The organism is Marinobacter zhejiangensis (genome assembly GCF_900114775.1).
Classification (GTDB): Bacteria; Pseudomonadota; Gammaproteobacteria; order Pseudomonadales; family Oleiphilaceae; genus Marinobacter; species Marinobacter zhejiangensis.
Map to the genome: position 1 here is coordinate 57721 of NZ_FOUE01000006.1, position 21199 is coordinate 78919.

Annotated in this window: 19 protein-coding genes; 11 read left to right on the top strand and 8 right to left on the bottom strand. The window is 59.5% G+C overall.

The annotated features are described in order from the left end of the window. The first annotated feature begins 14 nt into the window (after positions 1-14). The 4 genes from BMZ67_RS16420 to BMZ67_RS16435 are packed head-to-tail and all read left to right on the top strand — an operon-like array spanning position 15 to position 5290. The gene (locus BMZ67_RS16420; protein ID WP_245750022.1) at positions 15-1301 is read left to right on the top strand and encodes a YeaH/YhbH family protein; all 1287 of its coding nucleotides are present in this window, start codon (positions 15-17) and stop codon (positions 1299-1301) included. Next, positions 1298-2869 (top strand): SpoVR family protein, encoded by a 1572-nt coding sequence (locus BMZ67_RS16425; RefSeq protein WP_092025756.1) that lies wholly within the window; start codon positions 1298-1300, stop codon positions 2867-2869. The genes BMZ67_RS16420 and BMZ67_RS16425 overlap by 4 nt, the downstream gene beginning before the upstream one ends. Further along, positions 2850-4574, top strand: a complete 1725-nt coding sequence (locus BMZ67_RS16430) for an ABC transporter substrate-binding protein (protein WP_092025760.1) — start codon at positions 2850-2852, stop codon at positions 4572-4574. The genes BMZ67_RS16425 and BMZ67_RS16430 overlap by 20 nt, the downstream gene beginning before the upstream one ends. Further along, positions 4568-5290 (top strand): substrate-binding periplasmic protein, encoded by a 723-nt coding sequence (locus BMZ67_RS16435; protein ID WP_092025763.1) that lies wholly within the window; start codon positions 4568-4570, stop codon positions 5288-5290. The genes BMZ67_RS16430 and BMZ67_RS16435 overlap by 7 nt, the downstream gene beginning before the upstream one ends. Here BMZ67_RS16435 and BMZ67_RS16440 read toward each other — a convergent pair. The 4 genes from BMZ67_RS16440 to BMZ67_RS16455 all read right to left on the bottom strand — a co-directional run bounded on the left by BMZ67_RS16440 (position 5271) and on the right by BMZ67_RS16455 (position 10308). Then, on the bottom strand, positions 5271-7403 hold the full coding sequence (locus tag BMZ67_RS16440; RefSeq protein ID WP_217642513.1) for a TRAP transporter large permease subunit: 2133 nt from the start codon (positions 7401-7403) through the stop codon (positions 5271-5273). The genes BMZ67_RS16435 and BMZ67_RS16440 overlap by 20 nt on opposite strands. Before the next feature lie 3 nt (positions 7404-7406). Next, entirely contained in the window at positions 7407-8528 is a 1122-nt protein-coding gene (locus BMZ67_RS16445) for a putative solute-binding protein (RefSeq protein WP_092025766.1), read from the bottom strand. Between the two features lie 128 nt (positions 8529-8656). Next, positions 8657-9547, bottom strand: coding sequence for a bile acid:sodium symporter family protein (locus BMZ67_RS16450; protein ID WP_092025769.1), 891 nt, complete (start codon positions 9545-9547; stop codon positions 8657-8659). A gap of 68 nt (positions 9548-9615) precedes the next feature. Beyond that, a complete protein-coding gene (locus tag BMZ67_RS16455; protein ID WP_092025772.1) occupies positions 9616-10308 on the bottom strand; it encodes a Crp/Fnr family transcriptional regulator in 693 nt (230 codons plus the stop codon). Between the two features lie 132 nt (positions 10309-10440). On the opposite strand from BMZ67_RS16455, the gene BMZ67_RS16460 reads away from it, so the two are divergent. The 3 genes from BMZ67_RS16460 (at position 10441) to BMZ67_RS16470 (ending at position 13526) form a co-directional block, all read left to right on the top strand. Continuing rightward, the gene (locus BMZ67_RS16460) at positions 10441-11211 is read left to right on the top strand and encodes a class II aldolase/adducin family protein (RefSeq protein WP_092025775.1); all 771 of its coding nucleotides are present in this window, start codon (positions 10441-10443) and stop codon (positions 11209-11211) included. 14 nt (positions 11212-11225) lie between these two features. Continuing rightward, entirely contained in the window at positions 11226-11822 is a 597-nt protein-coding gene (locus tag BMZ67_RS16465; protein WP_092025777.1) for an HD domain-containing protein, read from the top strand. Between the two features lie 255 nt (positions 11823-12077). Further along, on the top strand, positions 12078-13526 hold the full coding sequence (locus BMZ67_RS16470; RefSeq protein WP_092025780.1) for a WS/DGAT/MGAT family O-acyltransferase: 1449 nt from the start codon (positions 12078-12080) through the stop codon (positions 13524-13526). 9 nt (positions 13527-13535) lie between these two features. Here BMZ67_RS16470 and BMZ67_RS16475 read toward each other — a convergent pair whose 3' ends face one another. Next, the gene (locus BMZ67_RS16475) at positions 13536-14180 is read right to left on the bottom strand and encodes a TetR family transcriptional regulator (protein ID WP_092025782.1); all 645 of its coding nucleotides are present in this window, start codon (positions 14178-14180) and stop codon (positions 13536-13538) included. A 300-nt stretch (positions 14181-14480) separates the two neighbouring features. Here BMZ67_RS16475 and BMZ67_RS16480 point away from each other — a divergent pair, with 300 nt between their 5' ends. Continuing rightward, positions 14481-15584 carry a ferredoxin reductase gene (locus BMZ67_RS16480; protein WP_092025785.1) on the top strand — a complete coding sequence of 368 codons (1104 nt, stop codon included), beginning with the start codon at positions 14481-14483 and terminating at the stop codon, positions 15582-15584. A 67-nt stretch (positions 15585-15651) separates the two neighbouring features. Then, positions 15652-16731: a fatty acid desaturase family protein gene (locus BMZ67_RS16485; RefSeq protein ID WP_092025790.1), complete on the top strand. Its 1080-nt coding sequence runs from the start codon at positions 15652-15654 to the stop codon at positions 16729-16731. An 18-nt stretch (positions 16732-16749) separates the two neighbouring features. Here the strand turns inward: BMZ67_RS16485 and BMZ67_RS16490 are convergent, their stop codons facing one another. From BMZ67_RS16490 to BMZ67_RS16500, 3 genes are read right to left on the bottom strand one after another with little or no spacing between them, the layout of a single operon-like run. After that, on the bottom strand, positions 16750-17187 hold the full coding sequence (locus BMZ67_RS16490; RefSeq protein WP_092025792.1) for an RrF2 family transcriptional regulator: 438 nt from the start codon (positions 17185-17187) through the stop codon (positions 16750-16752). A gap of 42 nt (positions 17188-17229) precedes the next feature. After that, complete coding sequence (locus BMZ67_RS16495) at positions 17230-17592, bottom strand: YbaN family protein (protein WP_092025795.1); 363 nt, start codon at positions 17590-17592, stop codon at positions 17230-17232. 47 nt (positions 17593-17639) lie between these two features. Then, positions 17640-17855 carry a hypothetical protein gene (locus BMZ67_RS16500; protein WP_092025798.1) on the bottom strand — a complete coding sequence of 72 codons (216 nt, stop codon included), beginning with the start codon at positions 17853-17855 and terminating at the stop codon, positions 17640-17642. A gap of 133 nt (positions 17856-17988) precedes the next feature. On the opposite strand from BMZ67_RS16500, the gene ytfE reads away from it, so the two are divergent. Both ytfE and BMZ67_RS16510 read left to right on the top strand, forming a co-directional pair. Next, positions 17989-18675, top strand: coding sequence for an iron-sulfur cluster repair protein YtfE (gene ytfE / locus BMZ67_RS16505; RefSeq protein ID WP_217642514.1), 687 nt, complete (start codon positions 17989-17991; stop codon positions 18673-18675). Next, positions 18668-20956, top strand: a complete 2289-nt coding sequence (locus BMZ67_RS16510) for a nitric-oxide reductase large subunit (RefSeq protein ID WP_092026203.1) — start codon at positions 18668-18670, stop codon at positions 20954-20956. Before ytfE ends, BMZ67_RS16510 begins: the two co-directional genes overlap by 8 nt. The last annotated feature ends 243 nt before the right edge of the window (positions 20957-21199 follow it).

Sequence of the window (21199 nt, forward strand, 5' to 3'; positions counted from 1 at the left end):
GTGCAGTTATGGGAATGACCCATATCGTCGACCGGCGACTGAACGGCAAGAACAAGAGCGCCGTCAACCGCGAGCGTTTTCTCCGCCGTTACCGCCAGCACATCAAGAAGGCCGTAGCGGACGCGGTTCAGCGTCGCTCAATTACCGATATCGAACGGGGGGAGAGCGTCAGCATTCCTTCCCGTGACATTCAGGAACCGGTCTTCCACCATGGCCGCGGTGGACGGCGTGAAGTTGTTCACCCTGGCAACCGCGAATACGTCGCCGGGGACAGTATTCCCAGGCCCCAGGGCGGCGGCGCAGGGGGTGGCGGCGGCCAGGCCAGCCCCGATGGTGAGGGCATGGACGAGTTCGCATTCCAGATTACTCAGGAAGAGTTTCTCGATTTCCTGTTTGATGACCTTGAGCTGCCCAACCTCGCCCGCAAGAAACTCAAAGACACCGAGACGTTCAAGTATGTCCGGGCCGGCTACTCCACCCAGGGTGTCCCTGCCCGCCTTGATGTGGTCCGCTCGCTGCGGGGCGCCCATGCCCGCCGCCTGAGCCTTGGCGGTGCCCGTCGGCGCAAGATTCGAGACCTGGAGCAACAGCTGGCGGAGCTGAAAGCCAGCCCCCAGGAACAGGACCCGGCGTTCAGCGTCGAAGACCAGATCGAGGCCCTGGAAGAAGAAATTCTTCGCCTGAAAAACAACCTCCGGCGTATCCCGTTCATCGATGACATCGACCTGCGCTTCCGCCAGCATCAGAAACAGCCACAACCGGCCACCAGCGCGGTGATGTTTTGCCTGATGGACGTGTCCGGTTCCATGACCCAAATGCACAAGGACATCGCCAAGCGCTTCTTCATCCTGCTGTACCTGTTCCTGAAGAAAAACTACAAGAAGATCGACGTGGTCTTTATCCGCCACCACACCAGCGCCAAGGAAGTGGATGAGGAGGAGTTTTTCTACTCGCGGGAGACCGGTGGCACCATCGTGTCCAGCGCACTCAAGTTGATGAAGAAGATCGTTGACGCCCGTTATCCGCCGTCTGAGTGGAACATTTACGCTGCCCAGGCCTCCGACGGTGACAACTGGAATGACGACTCGCCCATCTGCGGCAAACTGCTCAAGAACGGCATCCTGCCCCTGGTTCAGTATTTCGCCTATGTAGAGATTACGCCCCAGGACCACCAGATGCTGTGGTACGAATACGAAAAGGTCATGGCGGAGGCTTCCAACAGCTTCGCCATGCAGCAGATTGCCGACGCCAGTGAGATTTATCCGGTATTCCGTCAGTTGTTCGAGAGGAAAGCGGCATGAGCGAAAGCATCGAGCAGCCACCCAAAACGCCGCCCAGCAAGCCCGCGGCCCGAGAGCCCATTTCCACCGGTTCGGAGTGGACGTTTGACCTGATCGCCCGGTACGACGAGGAAATTGCCAAGTGTGCCAAGGAGTTCGGTCTGGACACCTATCCCAACCAGGTCGAAGTAATCAGTGCAGAGCAGATGATGGACGCCTACAGTTCCGTCGGCATGCCGGTTGGCTATAACCATTGGTCCTTCGGCAAACAGTTCCTGAACACCGCAAAGAGTTACCAGCGTGGCCAGATGGGCCTGGCCTACGAGATCGTCATAAACTCCAACCCCTGCATCGCCTACCTGATGGAGGAAAACACCCTGCCGATGCAGGCACTGGTGATCGCCCATGCCTGCTATGGCCACAACTCGTTCTTCAAGGGTAACTACCTGTTCCGCACCTGGACCGACGCCAGCGCCATCATCGACTACCTGGTATTTGCCCGGAACTACGTGGCCCAGTGCGAGGAACGCCATGGTGTCGATGCGGTGGAGGAGATCCTCGACTCCTGCCACGCTTTGATGAACTACGGGGTCGACCGTTACAAGCGCCCCGCCCCCATCTCGGCCGCCGAGGAACAGCGCCGCCAGAAAGAGCGGGAGGAATACCTCCAACGCCAGCTCAACGACCTGTGGCGCACCATTCCCCGGAGCCAGGACGGCGACGAGGAAAAGAACCGTCGCAAGCTGCGTTACCCCGAGGAACCCCACGAAAACCTGCTGTATTTCATCGAAAAGAACGCCCCGCTACTGGAAACCTGGCAACGGGAGATCATCCGCATCGTGCGCAAGATTGCCCAGTACTTCTACCCTCAGCGCCAGACACAGGTAATGAACGAGGGCTGGGCCTCGTTCTGGCACTACACACTGCTCAACCGACTGTACGAGAAGGGGCTGGTCACCGATGGCTTCATGATGGAGTTCCTCCAGAGCCATACCGCGGTGATCTACCAGCCGCCCTTCAACAGCCCGTGGTATTCCGGCATCAACCCTTACACTCTGGGCTTTTCCATTTACACCGACCTGCGGCGCATCTGCGAGAACCCCACGGATGAAGACCGGGCCTGGTTCCCGGACTTTGCCGGCACCGACTGGGTCGAGACCCTTCATTTCGCCATGAAGAATTTCAAGGACGAAAGCTTCATCCAGCAGTTCCTGTCGCCCAAGGTGATGCGGGACCTGAAGCTGTTCGCCATTGAAGACGATGACCAGGCGGACGCCTACAAGGTCACCGCCATCCATGATGAACCCGGCTATCGTCAACTGCGGGAGAAACTGGCCCGGCAGTACAACCTCAGCTACCGGGAGCCGAACATTCAGGTCTGGAACGTTGATTTGCGTGGCGATCGTTCGCTCACCTTGCGCCACGTGCCCATTGACCGGATTCCTCTGGCCGAGGACACCGAAGAGGTATTACGTCACACTCACAGACTTTGGGGTTTTGATGTCCACCTTGAGAGTGTTGATGATGGTAAACTGGTGCAGGAGTTCCATTGCCCTCCCAGGGACATGGATGAGGAACGGGACACCTGAGATCAACCTATCAGTGAAAGTTACTTTGCCACTGCTTGTGTCGGGCCTGGCGGCATTTCCGGCGCACGCCGATGTGTACACAGATGCCGCCGAACGCTGGCTCACCAACGAATTCACCGAATCAACCCTGAGTCACGAGCAGCAGATGGACGAGCTGGCCTGGTTCAGCCAGGCCGCCGCTCCTTATCGGGGCATGACGATCCGTGTGGTCTCCGAACGCATCGACACCCACGTCTACGAAGCCAACGTACTGGCCCGGGCCTTCCGTGACATTACCGGTATTAACGTGATCCATGAGGTGACCGGGGAGGACGACCTGGTCAAGAAGATCCGCGCGCAGATGGACACCGGGCTTAACATCTACGACGGATACATCAACGACACCGACTTTATCGGCACTCACTTCCGTTATGGCAAAACCGTTGCGCTCTCCGACTATATCCAGGCGGAAGGCGCTGAGGTGACGCTCCCCACACTGGATCTGGACGATTTCATCGGCCTGGACTTTGGCACCGGCCCGGACGGTAAGCTGTATCAGTTACCGGACCAGCAGTTTGCCAACCTGTACTGGTATCGCCACGACTGGTTCAGCCGCCCCGACCTGCAACGGCAGTTTGAAACCCAGTACGGTTACCCGCTGGGGGTTCCGCAGAACTGGGCCGCCTACGAAGACATCGCCGAGTTTTTCAGCCATCGGGTCCAACGAATCGACGGCCAGCGTATCTGGGGGCATATGGACTACGGCAGGACCGACCCTTCGCTGGGCTGGCGCGTATCCGATGCCTGGCTGAGCCTGGCCGGTGCTGGTGATACCGGGCTACCCAATGGCTACCCGGTTGATGAGTGGGGGATCCGCATGGATGGGTGCCATCCGGTCGGCGCGTCTGTCGCCCGTGGCGGGGCGCTCAACAGCCCCGCCGCCGTATATGCCATCACCAAGTATGTGGAATGGCTGGAGCAATTTGCGCCTCCTCAGGCCTTTGAGCTGACCTTTACCTCGTCTGGCGAATGGATCGCCCAGGGCCAGGTGGCCCAACAGGTGTTTTGGTATACCGCATTCATGCCCGCCCTCACCGCACCAACCTCCAGGGTAACCGGTCAGGATGGCCGCCCGCTCTGGCGAGTGGCGCCCTCTCCTCGAGGCGCCTATTGGCAAGAGGGCATGAAATCCGGCTACCAGGATGCCGGGGGTTGGACTTTCCTGAAAAACACCCCGGCGGACCGGCTCGCCGCCGCCTGGCTGTATGCCCAGTTCACCGTATCGAAGACCGTCTCGCTGCAAAAGCTGCTGGTCAACCTGACCCCGATACGGCTCTCCGACATTGAGTCAGAGCAGTTTGGCGAACAGGCGCCCTACCTCGGCGGCCTGGTCGAGTTCTATCGCAGCAATGCCCGCAATATCTGGACACCAACGGGGGTCAACGTTCCGGACTACGCGGCCCTTTCCGGCTACTGGTGGCAACACCTGAGCCAGGTTCTACGCCATCAGGCGTCGCCAGAAGAAGCCATGACAGCGCTGGCCCGGGACATCGATATAACGCTGGAGGAGCTTGGCAACGACCCCGACCTCTCCTGCGCGCCGCAGCTGAATCCGCCTCGCCCCGAGGCTGACTGGCTGCAGGTTCCCGGTGCACCCAAGCCCCGCCTGACCCAGCAGCCCACGCCGGTCACCTTGCCCTATCGGGAGGCCATCGAACAATGGTAATCCTGCGACGCCTGACGGGTATCCTACTGTTGCTGACCGCCTGTGGCGGAAGCCGGGCGGACGAACCGCTGACCCTGCTGACCTTTGACATTCCGCCCCTGGTGAATGAGCAGGAAGGCCGGCAAGCCAGCGGCTATGCCTACCGGGTTGTCGAGCGAATGTTTGAACTGGCTGGTGACGAGTTCCGGCTGGAATTCCAGCCTCCTAAGCGGGCCCTGCGATCGGCCATGGAGCTGCCGAATACCTGTGCCTTTCCCGTCGATCGCTCTCAGGAGCGGGAAACCAGCCTCAGCTGGATTGGCCCGGTCTCGGTGAGCCGCCACGGCCTCTATAGTCATCCCGATCGCCCCCACCCCATCGCCACCCTGGATGATGCCCGTCAATGGAGCATCAGCAGTTACCTCGGCAGCGGCGTTGGTGAGTACCTGCAAACCCAGGGGTTTGACATTCACCTGGCCTCAAAACCGTACCTGGGCCTGCTGATGTTGCAGGCCAACCGCGTCGATCTGTGGATCGCCGACACCCGGGCGGCGCCGCTCATTGCGCGGGCCCAGGGCATAGAGCTGAATGAACCGGAGCTGGTGTTTTTCACCACCCTGCGCTCCATGGGCTGTAATACCAGCATCCCTCAGGAGCGCCTCCGCAAACTGGAGCGGGCCTTGCTGACCCTTTATCGAAACGGCGAACTGGCCGACATTATTGAGCTGGCTCCGTGACTCCGCCAAGCAACAGTCGGTAGGCCCAGTCCGACGCTTCCGGCGCAAACGTGACCACGACCAGCGCCGTCCCCATCACCAGTACCGGCAGGATGTAGCGAAAGTTACGCTGCCAGAAACTGCCATGCAGACTTTCCCAGTCCGTCGGTACCCCAACCACCTGACGGGTCAGCAGGTGGTTCAGCGCAACCGGCGGTGTCAGGTAGCCCATCTCAAAGGCCAGCACCGTCATTACCCAGAAGTGCAGCGGATTCACTCCACTTTCCAGCGCGATGGGCGCCAAGGTCGCGTTAACGAGCAACACTGCGCCGTAGGGATCCATGATCATGCCAATAATCACCAGCATGCCCATCAGCAATGCCAGGGTCAGCCACACCGATTCAAGGTCGCGGGGAAACAGCTCCAGCAGCCCAGAACGCTCGATCAGTCCGCCCATGCTGACCGACAGAGCCATCAGCATTAACAGCGCACCAATCAACGCAGATGAATCGTCAGTCGCCCGCATGACCGCATCACGAAAACGCGTCGGTGTCGGCTGTTCGATTGGGTCATCGGGGTCACCTTCCTTCAGTATCAGCCGCTCCATCGCCACCACCAGCAGCATGACCAGTGGCAGGATGGCCGGTGCCGAGAACTCATCCAGCCCTCGACCAAGCAGGAATTCCCAAGCCATCACCACGGTGACAAAGCAGGCGATGTAGGGCAGCAATGGCCCAAGCGCACGCACCATACCTGGCAGCGCCCGCGTCGGCGAAGCAATCCGCAGCGTCGACTTGCCGCCCAACACCAGCACATAGAGGGTATACAGCAGGGCCGTCAGCAACAGCACCCGGGCACCCGCGGTAAACAACTCGTCGGTGGTGACACTGCTGTTCAGGGTGGCGACGATCACCACCAGCAGGCACGGCCTTAGCATGGTGCCCATTGAGCCTGAGATCGCGGTGGTCGCCAGCGCCAGCTGCTCCGAGGTACCGGCGCGGCGTAATTCCCGGTAGAGCGTCATACCAGCAGCGAGGATGAAGATCCCCGACGCACCGCTGTAGGCCGTGGGCAATGCCGTCAGCAACAGCACCACCACCCCCAGCCATTTGGGCGGCAATTCCCAGGGCCGGATCAGGTCAAACACCTTACGGGGCAGATGAGTCCGCGCCAGCAGCATGCCCACCCAGACGTACAACCCCAGGCTCAGGAACAAGGCTGACAGCTCGGCCATCATATTGAGGTACACGGCAATACCGTGATAGAAACCGTGCCAAGCAAACTGGGCAGCCGCTGTCAGGCACATGAAGCTGTACAGGGGTATGCTCAGCAGCGCCCGGTTCCAGGACGAGCCCGCCGGCAGATCCGTTCGGGGCTGGCGGAGCTGCCAGACAGAGATCAGGGTCAACCCGCCGAAACCGGCCACCCAGACATCGTGCATAAAAAGATGGGCCAGCGGCATCCCGGCGGCGGCCTGGGCCAGCTCCTGCTGACGGTACAACAGCGCGGACAGCGTCAGCAGACCATTGGCGATCAATTGCGCCAGGGTTGCCACCCGGTCGTCCCGCTGACTCTCCACCGGCCGCAGGGCAATGTGCTGGCGACGCAGGGTCGCAGCAGCGGCACAGAACAGCAGCATTAACCCCAGCAGCACCCGGCGGTTACCGGTCACCAGCACCACGGCCTGGGCCAGCCCGGCCTCAATCGTGGCATACACCCGCACCGCGGGCGTATCCAGGGCCTGCAGACGTTGCCAACTCCGCCACTGGGTTTCACAGGCAGCGGTCTGAGCCTGCAACGATGCGCGAATAGCAGCTCGATCAATATCACCACCAAACACGTCGGCAAACGGGTCGTTCGCCAGCTCCCGCTGCCGGTCATGCACCGCCTGCTCAACTGCCTGATCGAGGTCGGGCTGGCGCTCACAGGACGGTGACGAAACCTGGTCAAGCACCCGCAGGCTGAAATAGTCCGGCCAAGTGGCACCACCGACCTCCAGCAGGCGGGAGTGCAGGGTTTCGCCCACCGCAGCCAGCAAGGTCAGCATCAGGACGACCAGCATTGGTAACGCAGACAGCCCTCGGCTGAAGGCCAACCCTCGTGGGCCCGACAGGGTCCCCGTGCGCATGGTCATGGCTTACTCAACCGGGTTGGTGCATTCTTCACGGGTACTGTCAGTACGACAGCGGATCTTGCGCTGCAGCGACAGCATATCGGCGTTGTAGTAGCCTTCATCACGCAATTGCAGACGGGCCTGCTGCATCATCCGTTCGTACTCGACACGGTCGTTTTCGGGAATCGGAATCCACCACTGCTCCGGCACCTTTTCCTCTTCGGCGGCCACCCGGCTGATGATCTCATCAAACCCCTGATAGAAGGCTTCCCGGACAAACTGGGCCAGTTCATTGGGAACCACCTCACGGCGTCCGATCAGCTGCATGGTGATGTGGGTCAACGGCAGGTCGATAATGCCGCCGTCCGGCGCCAGCCCCTTGTAGAGTTCCAGCACTTCGTAGCCTGCCAGCGGCGCTGCCAGCACATCCACCACGCCGGTATTGAACATGTTGGGGGCATTGACGATGTCCGCGACCACTGGCGTGGCACCCACACCAGCAATCATCTTGGCCTGGGTGGGGTCATAATCCAGCACCACCACGCGCTTTCCGGAGGCCTTGGCGAGGGTATTAATGCTGCGGTCATTCACAAACACGTGGGCGGCACCACCGGGCGCAATGCCCATCACCACATAGTCTCCGCTGACCATGCGCTCGGCACTGCGGGAGTCGGCCATCAGCTGCAGGGCCAGGCGCATCTGACTGCGCTCCGGAAAACCGCCAATGGAATCCAGGGTACCGGTGTACTGGTTGAACAGGCGGGCTCGTAAACCGCTCATCAGGGCAGCGTCACAGGTGCCGGATTTCAACTCCTCCACCATGATCGATTCGCTGGTATACGGCACCATCTCCACGTTAATGCCGTACTGCATGATCTTGACCCGCTGGGCCTGGGCCGCGTTGAAGATGGGCCCCGAACGGCCAAAGATATCCCAGATACAGACCCGGTATACCTGATCCGGGTCTGGCTCCAGTCCTGTCAGCGCCTGCATGGCGGCAATGCGCACATCCAGTGGCTGACTCTGGTCATAGACCTGGGCTCGCAGCGCATCGTCGGAGCCATGGCTGGCTAAGGAAAACAGAACGGAAAACAGCAGCAGTGCAGCACGGTACAGACCCGTACCAGGGGAGTGTCGGAAAGGCATTGTTATTGTTCCTGATCGGCTGGTCTCGGTGGCGCTTAGCGCCAGCATTCACGCAGACTACCAGTATCAGGTTCCGGGAGGACTGACCCTGAGGCCAGCCACCCCCGTCAAACAAACCGGCTAATGATTCAGGCCGGTTCCGCCAGGGACTTTGGCAGCGCAGGGATAACCTTGCGGCCATAGGTGACCAGAAGGAATCCAATGGGGAACATCAGTACGCCGTAAACCGCCGCAGGAATCGACATTTCACTGGATTCCAGCAGGGTCAGGGTCACCATCAGCGCAATGGTGCCATTCTTGATTCCAAGTTCCATCGCCACCGCCAACGACTCCCGCTGGGAGAGTCCCGCCATCCGGCTGGTCACTACACCGATCACAATACCGCCCAGGTTGAGCAGCAGCGCCGCCAGGCCAGCCTGAGCCGCCAGTTCGCCAATCCGGTCGCGAATGCCATACAGCAGGCCAACAATAAGCAGCGCCAGCACCACACCACCAAACAGGCTGACAATTTTCTCCGCCCGGATTGCCAGAGCCGGAGCGCGCGTGCGCACCAACATGCCCAACGCAACCGGAAGCAGGACCACGCCGACAAGCATGACGATGGTCTTGCCTACCGGCAGGGATATTTCTGCCGAAGTACCGAAGTACAGCCCAAGGGCATAGTTGGTAAAGAACGGTAAGGAAATGATGGTGATCAAGCTGGCCGACACCGTCAGCAGGATGGATAGGGCCACGTTGCCACGGGCCAACAGGACAAACAGGTTGGAGGTCGTACCGCCAGGACAGGCAGCAATGATGACCAACCCGACCGCAATGGCAGGCGCAAGCCCGAGTGCTCCGGCCAGGGCCAGGGCCACCAGCGGCATGATCAGGATCTGGGCAATGCTCCCGACGATCATTCCCCGAGGGTTAACAGTGACTTGGTGAAAGTCCCTCAACGTCAGGGTCATGCCAATGCCGACCATGATGATGAACAGGGAAAGGGGCAGTCCAAAGGAAATCAGCGGCCCGGATTCCATAGTAATTCTCCGATAATGTTATTGTTGTGTCCGCCCGGTTGGTGCCGTTCGGTAGTACTGGTCGCATATCAATCCAGAGTTTGCAGGTACGCCTGCAGCGCTGCTGGATCCACGACCGTTATCCGTCCATAAGACAACTCCAGCAGGCCTTCGGTTTCAAATCGTTTGATCACCTTGTGGACACCCTGACGGCTCATTCCCATCATATTGGCCACGTGCTCCCGGGTGAGAAAAAACGTCACCGGCTCCGAGCCGAATTGACCATCACCCTGAATCTGAACCAGGAATAGCATCCGCCGGGCAAATCGCGCCTCAATTCCCCGCAAGGCGTCGGTCTCGATGATGGACATCGCCGACCACAATCGCCGGCTGACCAGGTCCAATGCCACCGGATAGCTTTCCGGGTAGTTCTTCAGCAACTGTCGGAAGCCCTCCCCGGGGAGTTCAACAACCACCGCCGATTCATGGGCCGTAGCCCCATAGACCCGCGGCATCTCCGGCGAAAATACGGTATCCCCAAGCCATGCTCCGGGGCCAAAGATAATCAGCGTCGCCTCCTTGCCGGCGGCATTCACTGAACTCACCCTTACCGTACCGGAGGCGATCACACAGAGGGTCGATTGACGCGATCCCACGTCGTAGATCGACTTGCCAGCCACAAACTGGCGCTGTCGCGCCATGGCCGTGGCCTCATCCAGTGCCTGATCGGGAAGTCCTGCCAGAAGCGGGCACCCTGCAAGCACCGATTTGATATTTATCATGGTCGTAAACTATAGAAGTAAGCCAGAAAACAATGTAAACGATTTGACAGTTTTGCGCTCTCTGAACTGCCTACACTGATAAAAATGCTCACAAGGCAACTCCAACAACAACCAGCAGATGAGAGCTACCCTATGACTACACAACTGGTAATTCCCTCAAAGAAAGATCACGTCAGCCCCGAGGAATGGCAGCTGCGCGTGGACCTGGCCGCCGTCTACCGTCTGATCGCCCTGTACGGCTGGGACGACCTGATTTTTACCCACGTTTCGGCTCGCATCCCCGGTGACGAGCACCATTTCCTGATCAACCCCTACGGCATGATGTTCGACGAGATCACCGCCTCCAGCCTGGTACGGGTTGACCAGGACGCCAACAAGATCGATCCGGATGACTTTGACATCAACCCGGCCGGCTTCACCATTCACAGCGCCATTCATGCGGTACGTGAAGACGCGGCCTGTGTCCTGCACACCCACACCACCGCCGGCGTAGCCGTATCGGCCCAGCAGGAAGGCCTGTTGCCGCTGTCGCAACAAAGCCTGTTCCCGCTGTCCAACCTGGCCTACCACGAGTACGAAGGGGTCGCCCTGCGCGAGGATGAGAAGTCCCGCCTGCAGGCAGACCTGGGCACCAACAATTTCATGATCCTGCGCAATCACGGTCTGCTGACCACCGGAAGCAGCATTGCCGATGCGTTCCTGGGCATGTATGTCCTGCAAACCGCCTGTGAGATCCAGCTTCAGGCGATGTCAGGCGCCCGCCCACTGACGCACGTTCCAGATGGCATTGTCGATACCATCAAACAACAGGCAGAACAGGTCACCAAGGGCATGGGAGGGAAGCTCGCCTGGCCGGGTCTGCTCCGCAAGCTTGATCGCATCGACCCCAGCTTCCGCGACTGACAGAGGACCTGAACATGACTGACATGACCACGCCACACGCCCAGTTCACCCATATGAAAGATGGGACCGCCGAAGACTGGGGCATCATCGCCTCCCACTTTGGCGAATTTGCCAAAGGACTGCCGGACCGCATCATGCAGCACATGGAGTTGCTCAAGGGCGACTTTGGTGGCTTCCCCATCGACCGCCTCAGCCACTGCCTGCAAACGGCCACCCTGGCGCACCGGGATGGCAAGGATGACGAATACGTAGTGTGTGCCCTGCTCCACGATATCGGCGACACCCTGGGTTCCTACAACCACGCCGACGTCGCTGCGGTGCTGCTGGAGCCCTTCGTCAGCGAAGCCAACCACTGGATGATCAAGCATCACGCCATCTTCCAGGGCTACTACTTCTTCCATTATCTGGGTATGGATCGCGACCTTCGAAACAACTACCGCGACAACCCCCACTTCATGCGCACGATCGAGTTCGTCAGCAAGTACGACGCACCCGCGTTTGACCCGGACGGTGAAATTCTGCCGATGGAGTTCTTCGAGCCGATGATTCGCAAAGTATTCGCCAAACCGGTACGGTCACTCTACAAGGAAGCGGAAGCCGCAATGAGCTAATCCCGCGCACACCGGCAGTGACCTGATCACTGCCGGTGTGAGTACCGTTTCACGACTCCACAGGTCACCCTTCTTTTGTCCCTCTTCCCCCTCGTTTCAACGCGTCTGTAACCGTATACTCAACAGTAAACCGGTGGAACCTTTTCAAACATAACAACGTGTGCCCTTAACGATCGCGGCACATGACAAAAACCATCCCAGAAAAACACCACCCCACGTTCGTTCAACCGAGCAAGGGATGCAAGAGGACGACGAATGAAACGCCTGGCAACACTGGACGCCTCCTGGCTGGCAGTAGATTCCGAAGACACGCCAATGCACGTTGGCACCATGCAGATTTTCTCGGTACCGGAGGGGGCTCCGGATACCTTCCTGCGGGACCTGGTCGAACGCATGAAGACACAGCGTGAGGTGGCCAAACCCTGGTGCTACAAACTATACCGCCCCGGGGCTTTGGGGCGCCTGCTGACCCCCGCATGGAAGATCGATCAGGACATCGATCTCGACTATCACGTGCGACACTCGGCGCTGCCTAAACCCGGCAGTGAGCGGGAACTGGGGGTTCTGATTTCCCGGCTGCATTCCAATCACCTGGATTTCAGCCGTCCGTTGTGGGAGTGCCACATCATTGAGGGCCTGGAAAATAACCGTTTTGCCCTCTACACCAAAATGCATCACTCTCTGATTGACGGCATCAGTGGCGTACGCCTGATGCAGCGAGTGCTGTCTACCGATCCGGAAGAGACCCACATGCTGCCGCCCTGGGCCGTTCGCCCGGAGCAGCGCCGCGCCAGCAAAGACGACAGCGATGCATCATTCAGTGGGGCGGTGTCGCAAGCCCTGGACGCGCTCAAGCTTCAGGCCGACATGGCCCCTCGGCTTTGGGGAGCGATGTCTCGACTGGTCAGCTCCATGCGCCATCCGGAAGACAGCCTTACAGCCCCGTTTACCGGACCGGTTTCACTGCTTAACCATCGGGTTACCGGGCAACGTCGTTTTGCCACCCAGCATTACCAGCTCGACCGGCTCCGCAAGCTGGCCAAAGTGGCCCAGGGCTCAATGAACGATATCGTTCTGTACCTGTGTGGCACTGCCTTGCGCCGCTTCCTGATCGAGCAGGGGGAGTTACCCGATACCGCACTGACCTCAGGTATTCCAGTCAGCATCCGCCCTGCGGATGACCAGAATACGGGTAACCAAATCAGTTTCATGATTGCCTCGCTGGCAACCGATGAGCCTGACCCGCTGACTCGTCTTCAGCACATCAAGAGTTCCACCCGGAAAGCCAAGGAGCACCTGCAGAAGCTACCCAAAGCCGCCCTCACCCAATACACCATGATGTTGATGTCGCCGTACATCCTTCAGCTGATGACCGGGATGGGCGGGCGCATGCGGCCGGTATTCAACGTCACCATCTCCAACGTTCCCGGGCCCAGCAAGGCGCTGTACTACGAAGGGGCAAAGCTGGAGGCCATGTACCCGGTTTCGCTCATTGCCCACGGCGGCGCCCTGAACATCACCTGCCTGAGCTACGACGGCTCGTTGAACTTCGGGTTTACCGGTTGTCGCGACACGCTGCCCAGCATGCAGAAGCTGGCGGTATATACCGGTGAAGCACTGGACGAGCTGGAAGCCCTGCTGATGCCCGAGGTGGCCAGCAACTCCGACCGGAGCGAGAAAGCCAAGACCCGGGCCAAGGGCTGATCGACCGACTCAGCTGGAAAGAGGGGCTTGCTCGCCGGTGCGCCAGTGGGCAGCCCCGACAAAAATCAGCTGAAGAAAACGCGTGGTACGCTTACGAATCTGCTCAATCTGGTAGTCATCCTCCGGTGACACGCCAATCAGATCGGTCAGGCTGAAGGCCACCGTCCGCACCACCAGGTCACAGGTCAGCTCCAGGTCACCGTCATTGAGGTGGTCGACCAGGCGCAGGCGCCTCAGATCATTGCCAAGCTCACTGGCAAAGAACCGCAACTCACTGCGAATTCCCTCCTGAACCGCCCGGCTCTCCCCGGCCATGCCCTGCGCCATGAATACAAAGAAGCTCCGGTTTTGCTGGACGTGACTGATGAAGATCGCCACCGACTCATCCATCAGACGATCCGCCTGCAACACATTGGCACGGGCTTCCCGCATCATTCGCCGCAGCACCAGCCCCAGCTCATCCACCAACTGAAGACCCAGGTCATCCATATTACGGAAGTGCCGATAGAACGATGTCGGCACCACCCCGGCCTGACGGGTGACTTCACGAATGCCCAGACTGGCAAAGTGACGCCCCTTGCCGACCAGCTCGAGCGCAGCGTTCATCAACTTGTCCCGGGTTTCACCCGGCTTACGGCGTTTTCGCTCAGTCATACCCACAACGATCTCTGATACCTGCCTCCCGTTCTCCGGTTGGCCCACTCCCCAGAACGGGGACTGACAAGTGTACACAAACCTGTCTGAAAGTTGACACAATCCAAGTCATAACAGGCCATTAAACCTGAGAACTGCGTCAGAAACATCAGACCAACCAGATTAAATCGAAAATAATCTCTTAAAAACAGCACATTACAACTGACAATCAAGCATAGACCCGGATCATTGACACCTCAATTGCCACTTGTGTACATTCGTTCACATAACGTGAACAACTGTACACATGAAGGATAAACCATGCTGTCTATTCTGGAAAATAGCCGTTCCATACGCTGGCTCGGCAAGCAGCTCTTCAACCGCGAAGACCCCAGTGCCTTTTTTGATCCGCTGCTCAGCCAGCTTGACCCGATGATGGTGCGTCAGTACATCCCCGCGCGGGTTATTGAGATCTTTGATGAAACTGCCGACACCAAAACCTTCGTACTGAAACCAGCCACGCGCTGGCCAGGCTTCGGTGCCGGACAACATGTGAACATCTGTATCGAAATCGATGGCACTCGCCATAACCGCACCTTCAGCCTGTCTTGCTCCCCTGAGCAGTGGCGGCAGCAGGGTACGGTATCCCTGACCATCAAACGCCTGCCTGGCGGTCGAGTCACCAACTGGATGCACGACAACCTCAAGCCCGGTGCAGTACTGGGGCTGGGTGATGCCTTTGGTGAGTTCCAGCTGCCGGTCAACCCGGAACCGTTGCTGTACATTGCCGGCGGCAGTGGCATTACCCCGATCCTAAGCCAACTGGAAAGCCTGGCCGGAGCCGACTGGCGTGCGCCGGTCACCCTGCTCTACTTCGTGCGTACCCAGGCCGATGTGATTGCCGCCGAGAAGCTGTACGCCATCCAGCAACGCTGGCCCGCGTTCAGCCTGAACGTAGTCACCACCGAAGACGGTGACACCCCGCAATACCTGAGCGATCAGCATCTTGAGCAGGTACCCGGCGTCAACGCCCGCCGCTGTTACCTGTGTGGGCCGAAGGGCCTGATGGACCTGGCGAGCGAGCTGCTCCACCGTCGCGGAGTTACCGAGGATCGCATCCACAGCACCTTTTTCTCCGCCCCCGCTGCCGCGTTGGTCAGCGATGAGCTGGGAGGGGAGGTTCGCTTCAGTCGCAGCGAACTGACGGTGTCATCCGAGGGTGATGCCGCCCTGCTCGACATCGCCGAGGCCGCGCGTCTGTCGCCACAGTCCGGATGCCGCATGGGTATCTGCCACCAGTGCAGTTGTCGGAAAACCAGCGGAACCGTCATCAACCGGCTCACAGGCAAAGCCTCTGGCCCTGGTGAGGAAAGCATTCAACTCTGTATTTCCATCCCCCAAGGGCCGGTCACTGTCGACCTTTAACCCTGGCACCCCCACAAGAACAACGACACCGGGCTCCACAAACGAGCCCGGCGAAGGAGCACTGACCATGAAAAAACTGACTGAAGAACAACTCAACGAATTGCAACAGGATCTCGACGCCATCCGTGACGAGGTTCTGGCTGACCTGGGTGAACGCGATGCCAACTACATCCGCCGCATCATCCGCCTTCACCGTACCCTGGAAATCGGCGGACGGGTCATGATGCCCTTCGGCTTCATCCCGCCGGTATTCGTTGCGGCGACGGTTTCCCTCGGCCTGGCCAAGATCATTGAGAACATGGAAATCGGCCATAACGTCATGCACGGCCAGTACGACTGGATGAACGACCCATCATTGAATTCCCAGACCTACGAGTGGGATACGGTGTGCACCAGTGAATCCTGGCGCCGCACCCACAACTACGAGCACCATACCTACACCAACGTGATCGGCAAGGACCGGGACTACGGCTACGCCGTGCTGCGCCTGAGCGACGACGTGAAATGGCACCCGGGGCACCTGCTCCAGTTCATTAACTACCTGCTGCTGACCGTATTCTTCCAGTGGGGGGTTGGAGTGCATGAACTTGAGAGTGAGCGGCTGCGCCGCCGGGAAATCACCTGGGCGTCGAAGTTGCCGTTCCTCAAGTCCTTTGTCCGCAAGGGGGGTCGCCAGGCATTCAAGGATTACGTCTTCTTCCCCTTGCTGACCTTCCCGGTCGCCCCGATCGTGCTGGCCGGTAACCTCGGCGCCAACCTGATCCGCAACCTGTGGTCATCCACGGTAATTTTCTGCGGCCACTTTACCCAGGACGCCGAGACGTTTACCGAGCAGGAGTGTGAAAACGAGAGCAAAGGGCATTGGTACCTGCGCCAACTGACCGGGTCCAGCAACTTCACCGGCAGCAACTTTGTCCACATGCTGAGTGGCCACTTGAGCTTCCAGGTCGAACACCACGTGTTCCCCGATCTCCCCGCCCACCGCTACAAGGAAATCTCACCGAAGGTGCAGGCGGTGTGCGAGAAATACGGTATTCACTACAACACCGACAGTTTTGCCCGCCAGTACTGGACGGTACTCAAGCGCATTGGCAAATTCTCACTGCCGGATCGGGTACGCCTGAAACTGGACACGCAACCGGCGTAACGGCCAAACGTCTCCGTCTCAGCCTATTTGCAGAAGCCGCACCAGTTGCGGCTTTTTTTGTTCGGGAAGAATGTCCGCCAGGGTGTACTTGTCCAGCGTGGCCAGGAACGCCTGCAGGGCTTCGGAGAGTATGCCCTTGAGCCCGCACACCGGGGTGATGGTGCACTGGCTACCGGACGAAAAACACTCCACCAGTTCCAGGTCCTGTTCGGTTTCCCGCACCAGTAAGCCTACATTGATATCCCCAGGCGCCTTCGATAATCGCATCCCGCCATTCTTGCCCCGGACGGTCTCGATGTAGCCTTTCTTGTTGAGCTGGTGAACGACTTTCATCAGGTGGTTCTTGGACACCGAGTAGCTGTCCGAGATTTCCTGGATCGTAACCAGTTTGTCCGGTTGCAGTGCCAGGTAAATCAATACCCTGAGAGAGTAGTCGGTATAGCGAGTGATGTGCATCCAAGGTCTCCGATGCGGGGGCAGGACGGGCCCGGAAAAAAACTAGTACGACGGCCGCGACAGCAGGTAGCCCGCCAAGCCACAGAAAAACAGGCCCAACGAGGCCAGTAGCCAGAACGGCGAGCCGTTGTAGTACAGGATCAGCCAGCTGACCGAGAGCATGGTGCAGGCCAGCGCCTTGGCCTTGGGAGGCACCACCTGCCTTGCCCGCCAATTCACGATTGTCGGTCCGAACCGTTCGTGGTTGAGCAGCCAAGTCTCAAACTCTGGTGAACTGCGTCCGGCGGCCCAGGCGGCAATCAGCACAAAAACCGTGGTCGGCAGCAACGGCAGGATCACCCCGGCAATGGCAAGGCCAACACAGAGGTAGGCCAGTAATCGATAACCGCCCTTACTGATGGACATTGTCGCAGAGTCACCTGTCATATCTGGTAGGGCCATTCTAACCGCATTCAATGCAGAGGTCTTCCCAGCGCACGCAGGGACACCAGCCTTACGATGTAAGCCACCTTGATCCCGGTCGCAAACAACAGCGTACCAATATGGGCCGCGACCTGGCCGAACATGGGCACCTTTGCAGCCAGTGGGTAGGCAATCAGAATCGTCACCACCAGCGCCACCAGAAACAAGGCCAACGTGGTATTTGCCATTGTCAGTAATTGTTTCATTGGTCGTTTCCTCTTCTCGAAACAGACTCCTGGGCAGGGGTCGTCTCAATCAAAACAAATATTCTGTTTACATCTTATATTCAAAAGATGTATTTTGAAAGCATGTTAAAAAGAGACCGAAGAGGTACCGACCATGATCACCTTGAGCGAACAACCCATTGGCCAACTGGCCCGAGACCTGCCGGGGGCCACCGCGGTGTTTCACCGGTTCAAACTGGACTTCTGCTGTGGCGGCGGGCAGTCCTTGCGGGAGGTTGCCACCCGTAAGGGAATTAATCTGGCCGATGTCCTGGAAGCACTGTCTTTGCTCCAGCAGGACACTCCGGATCTTGACCTGCTGACCCGGCTGGACGACCAACCGCTGGTGGAACACATCCTTACCCGCTACCACGACGTGCATCGCGAACAACTGCCCGAACTGATCCGCCTGGCCCAACGGGTAGAGCGAGTCCACGGCGGCCACCCCAGCTGCCCGGCGGGGCTCAGCGCTCATCTGGAGGAAATGGCGGCTGAGCTGGAAGCGCACATGCAAAAAGAGGAGAAAATCCTGTTCCCGATGATCACCCGTGGGATGGCAGGCATGGCCGTGGCGCCGGTGCAGGTGATGCGCCACGAGCATGATGACCACGGCGCAGCGCTGGATAAGCTGCTGGCGCTGACCCACGACCTGACCCTGCCGGAAGGCGCCTGCAACACCTGGCAGGCGTTGTACCGGGGGCTACAAACCCTGAGGAATGACCTGATGGAACACATCCACCTGGAAAACAACGTGCTGTTCCAGCGCGTGGATGGCCAACTGGGAGGCGAGCACCATGGCTAACTACCGCCGACTCTGGCTCACGTTGATCGCTGTGCTGGCGATCACCTTTGCCTTGCTCGGGTACTTCGGTGTCGAAGTCTACCGGGCCGCCCCCCCCATCCCCGACCGCGTGGTCAGCGATCAGGGCGAACTACTAATGACTGAGGACAGCATCCTCGATGGTCAGACCGCCTGGCAGTCCGTGGGCGGAATGCAACTGGGCTCGGTCTGGGGACACGGCGCCTACCAGGCACCGGACTGGACCGCTGACTGGCTGCACCGGGAACTGACCGCCTGGCTTGAACTGGCCGCCCAGGACACCTATGGCCAGGGCTACCACGACCTCGACGGTGCCCAGCAGAACCAGCTGCAGTACGAGCTGAAACAGACTTACCGGAGCAACAGCTACAACCCGGACACCGGAACCCTGGTGCTGTCTCAGCGGCGCATTGACGCCATCAACGAGACAGCGGCCTACTACCGAACTCTGTTCAGTGACGACCCGGCGTTGCAGCCAACCCGGGAAAACTACGCCATGAAGGAGAACACCCTGCCGGACGAAGCCCGTCGTCAGCAGCTCACCGAGTTCTTCTTCTGGACCGCCTGGGCTGCGTCCACCGAACGACCGGGCAGTGACGCCACCTACACCAACAACTGGCCCCACGAACCGCTAATCGACAACGAACCCACCGCAGAGAACGTGGTCTGGTCAGTGGTCAGTGTGATCCTGCTGATTGCCGGCGTCGGTGGACTGGTCTGGGCCTGGGCCTTCCTGCGTCGTCACGATGAACAGGACCCGGACGCCCCGCCAGCCGACCCGCTCACCAGCTTCGCCCTGACCGCGTCACAGAAAGCCCTGGGCAAATACCTGCTGTTGGTGGTGGCGCTGTTTACCTTCCAGGTCATGCTCGGCGGCTTTACCGCCCACTACACCGTGGAAGGCCAAAGCTTCTACGGCATCAACGTGTCCGAATGGTTCCCCTACTCACTGGTCCGCACCTGGCACATCCAGTCTGCGCTATTCTGGATCGCCACCGGCTTCCTCGCGGCGGGTCTGTTCCTCGCCCCCATCATCAACGGCGGCAAGGACCCCAAGTTCCAGAAACTGGGGGTAGACCTGCTGTTCTGGGCACTGGTGGTGGTTGTGGTTGGCTCCTTTATCGGCAACTACCTGGCCATCGCCCAGATCATGCCAGCTGAGTGGAACTTCTGGCTTGGCCATCAGGGCTATGAGTTCGTTGACCTGGGCCGGCTCTGGCAGATTGGCAAGTTTACCGGCATCGCCTTCTGGCTGGTCCTGATGCTGCGGGGCATCGTTCCCGCCTTGCGCCAGCCCGGCGACAAGAACCTGCTGGCCCTGCTCACCGCCTCAGTCGTCGCCATCGGCCTGTTCTACGGTGCCGGCTTCTTTTATGGCGAACGCACTCACCTGTCCATCATGGAGTACTGGCGCTGGTGGATTGTCCACCTGTGGGTGGAAGGTTTCTTTGAAGTCTTCGCCACCACCGCTCTGGCCTTTATCTTCTGCAGCATGGGCCTGGTGTCCCGCACTGTGGCCACCTCTGCGAGCCTGGCCTCCGCGTCACTGTTCATGCTGGGCGGTGTACCTGGCACCTTCCACCACCTCTACTTTGCCGGTACCACAACCCCGGTCATGGCGGTGGGCGCTACTTTCAGTGCCCTGGAAGTCGTGCCACTGGTGGTGCTGGGTTACGAAGCCTGGGAAAACTGGCGCCTGAAACAGCGGGCACCGTGGATGGAGAACGTACGCTGGCCGCTGATGTTCTTCGTCGCTGTGGCGTTCTGGAACATGCTAGGCGCCGGGGTGTTCGGTTTCATGATCAACCCGCCCATCTCGCTGTACTACGTGCAGGGCCTCAACACCACACCAACCCACGCCCATGCGGCCCTGTTCGGTGTCTACGGCTTCCTGGCCCTGGGCTTCACCCTGCTGGTATTGCGCTACATCCGGCCCCGGCTGGTCTTTGACGAGCGCCTGATGAAGACCGGTTTCTGGTGGCTCAACATCGGCCTGGTGCTGATGCTCGCCACCAGCCTGCTGCCCATTGGCATCATCCAGTTCCTGGCAAGCGCCGATCAAGGCCTGTGGTACGCCCGCAGCGAAGCCTTCATGCAGACCGATCTGCTACAAACCCTGCGTTGGGTCCGCACCTTCGGGGATGTGGTGTTCATCGTCGGCGCTTTGGCAGTGACCTGGCAGGTGGTCAAAGGCTTGTTCTTCCCGACCTTGAGGGAGGAAGAGCTGACAGCTATAGGCCAACCTCTGGAGCAAAATTCATAGCCTGTCGAATAGCAACATCGGTGATGCGATATCACCTAACTCTGGCTGTTTGGCGGCCGGATCGTTACAGAGCAGGGCCATGGATGGCCCGATAGCTTGGCCGGCACACGGACGTGCCGTCCAAGCGGTGGCGTAACGATCCGGCCGCCAAACAGCTTCACTCAAACACCAGGCTACACCCCAACAGGATCCTGGGGTTACCCCCCCAGAGGTATCAAACCAACCCCCAGGATTTGAGATACT

What these genes read in the sequence shown, in the direction of transcription:
- BMZ67_RS16460 (WP_092025775.1), top strand. Translation starts at nt 10,441, where the DNA reads ATGACTACACAACTGGTAATTCCCTCAAAGAAAGATCACGTCAGCCCC.
- BMZ67_RS16420 (WP_245750022.1), top strand. Translation starts at nt 15, where the DNA reads ATGACCCATATCGTCGACCGGCGACTGAACGGCAAGAACAAGAGCGCC.
- BMZ67_RS16490 (WP_092025792.1), bottom strand. Translation starts at nt 17,187, where the DNA reads ATGCACATCACTCGCTATACCGACTACTCTCTCAGGGTATTGATTTAC.
- BMZ67_RS16495 (WP_092025795.1), bottom strand. Translation starts at nt 17,592, where the DNA reads ATGTCCATCAGTAAGGGCGGTTATCGATTACTGGCCTACCTCTGTGTT.
- BMZ67_RS16440 (WP_217642513.1), bottom strand. Translation starts at nt 7,403, where the DNA reads ATGACCATGCGCACGGGGACCCTGTCGGGCCCACGAGGGTTGGCCTTC.
- BMZ67_RS16480 (WP_092025785.1), top strand. Translation starts at nt 14,481, where the DNA reads ATGCTGTCTATTCTGGAAAATAGCCGTTCCATACGCTGGCTCGGCAAG.
- BMZ67_RS16475 (WP_092025782.1), bottom strand. Translation starts at nt 14,180, where the DNA reads ATGACTGAGCGAAAACGCCGTAAGCCGGGTGAAACCCGGGACAAGTTG.
- BMZ67_RS16465 (WP_092025777.1), top strand. Translation starts at nt 11,226, where the DNA reads ATGACTGACATGACCACGCCACACGCCCAGTTCACCCATATGAAAGAT.
- BMZ67_RS16430 (WP_092025760.1), top strand. Translation starts at nt 2,850, where the DNA reads ATGAGGAACGGGACACCTGAGATCAACCTATCAGTGAAAGTTACTTTG.
- ytfE (WP_217642514.1), top strand. Translation starts at nt 17,989, where the DNA reads ATGATCACCTTGAGCGAACAACCCATTGGCCAACTGGCCCGAGACCTG.
- BMZ67_RS16500 (WP_092025798.1), bottom strand. Translation starts at nt 17,855, where the DNA reads ATGAAACAATTACTGACAATGGCAAATACCACGTTGGCCTTGTTTCTG.
- BMZ67_RS16510 (WP_092026203.1), top strand. Translation starts at nt 18,668, where the DNA reads ATGGCTAACTACCGCCGACTCTGGCTCACGTTGATCGCTGTGCTGGCG.
- BMZ67_RS16445 (WP_092025766.1), bottom strand. Translation starts at nt 8,528, where the DNA reads ATGCCTTTCCGACACTCCCCTGGTACGGGTCTGTACCGTGCTGCACTG.
- BMZ67_RS16450 (WP_092025769.1), bottom strand. Translation starts at nt 9,547, where the DNA reads ATGGAATCCGGGCCGCTGATTTCCTTTGGACTGCCCCTTTCCCTGTTC.
- BMZ67_RS16425 (WP_092025756.1), top strand. Translation starts at nt 1,298, where the DNA reads ATGAGCGAAAGCATCGAGCAGCCACCCAAAACGCCGCCCAGCAAGCCC.
- BMZ67_RS16435 (WP_092025763.1), top strand. Translation starts at nt 4,568, where the DNA reads ATGGTAATCCTGCGACGCCTGACGGGTATCCTACTGTTGCTGACCGCC.
- BMZ67_RS16470 (WP_092025780.1), top strand. Translation starts at nt 12,078, where the DNA reads ATGAAACGCCTGGCAACACTGGACGCCTCCTGGCTGGCAGTAGATTCC.
- BMZ67_RS16455 (WP_092025772.1), bottom strand. Translation starts at nt 10,308, where the DNA reads ATGATAAATATCAAATCGGTGCTTGCAGGGTGCCCGCTTCTGGCAGGA.
- BMZ67_RS16485 (WP_092025790.1), top strand. Translation starts at nt 15,652, where the DNA reads ATGAAAAAACTGACTGAAGAACAACTCAACGAATTGCAACAGGATCTC.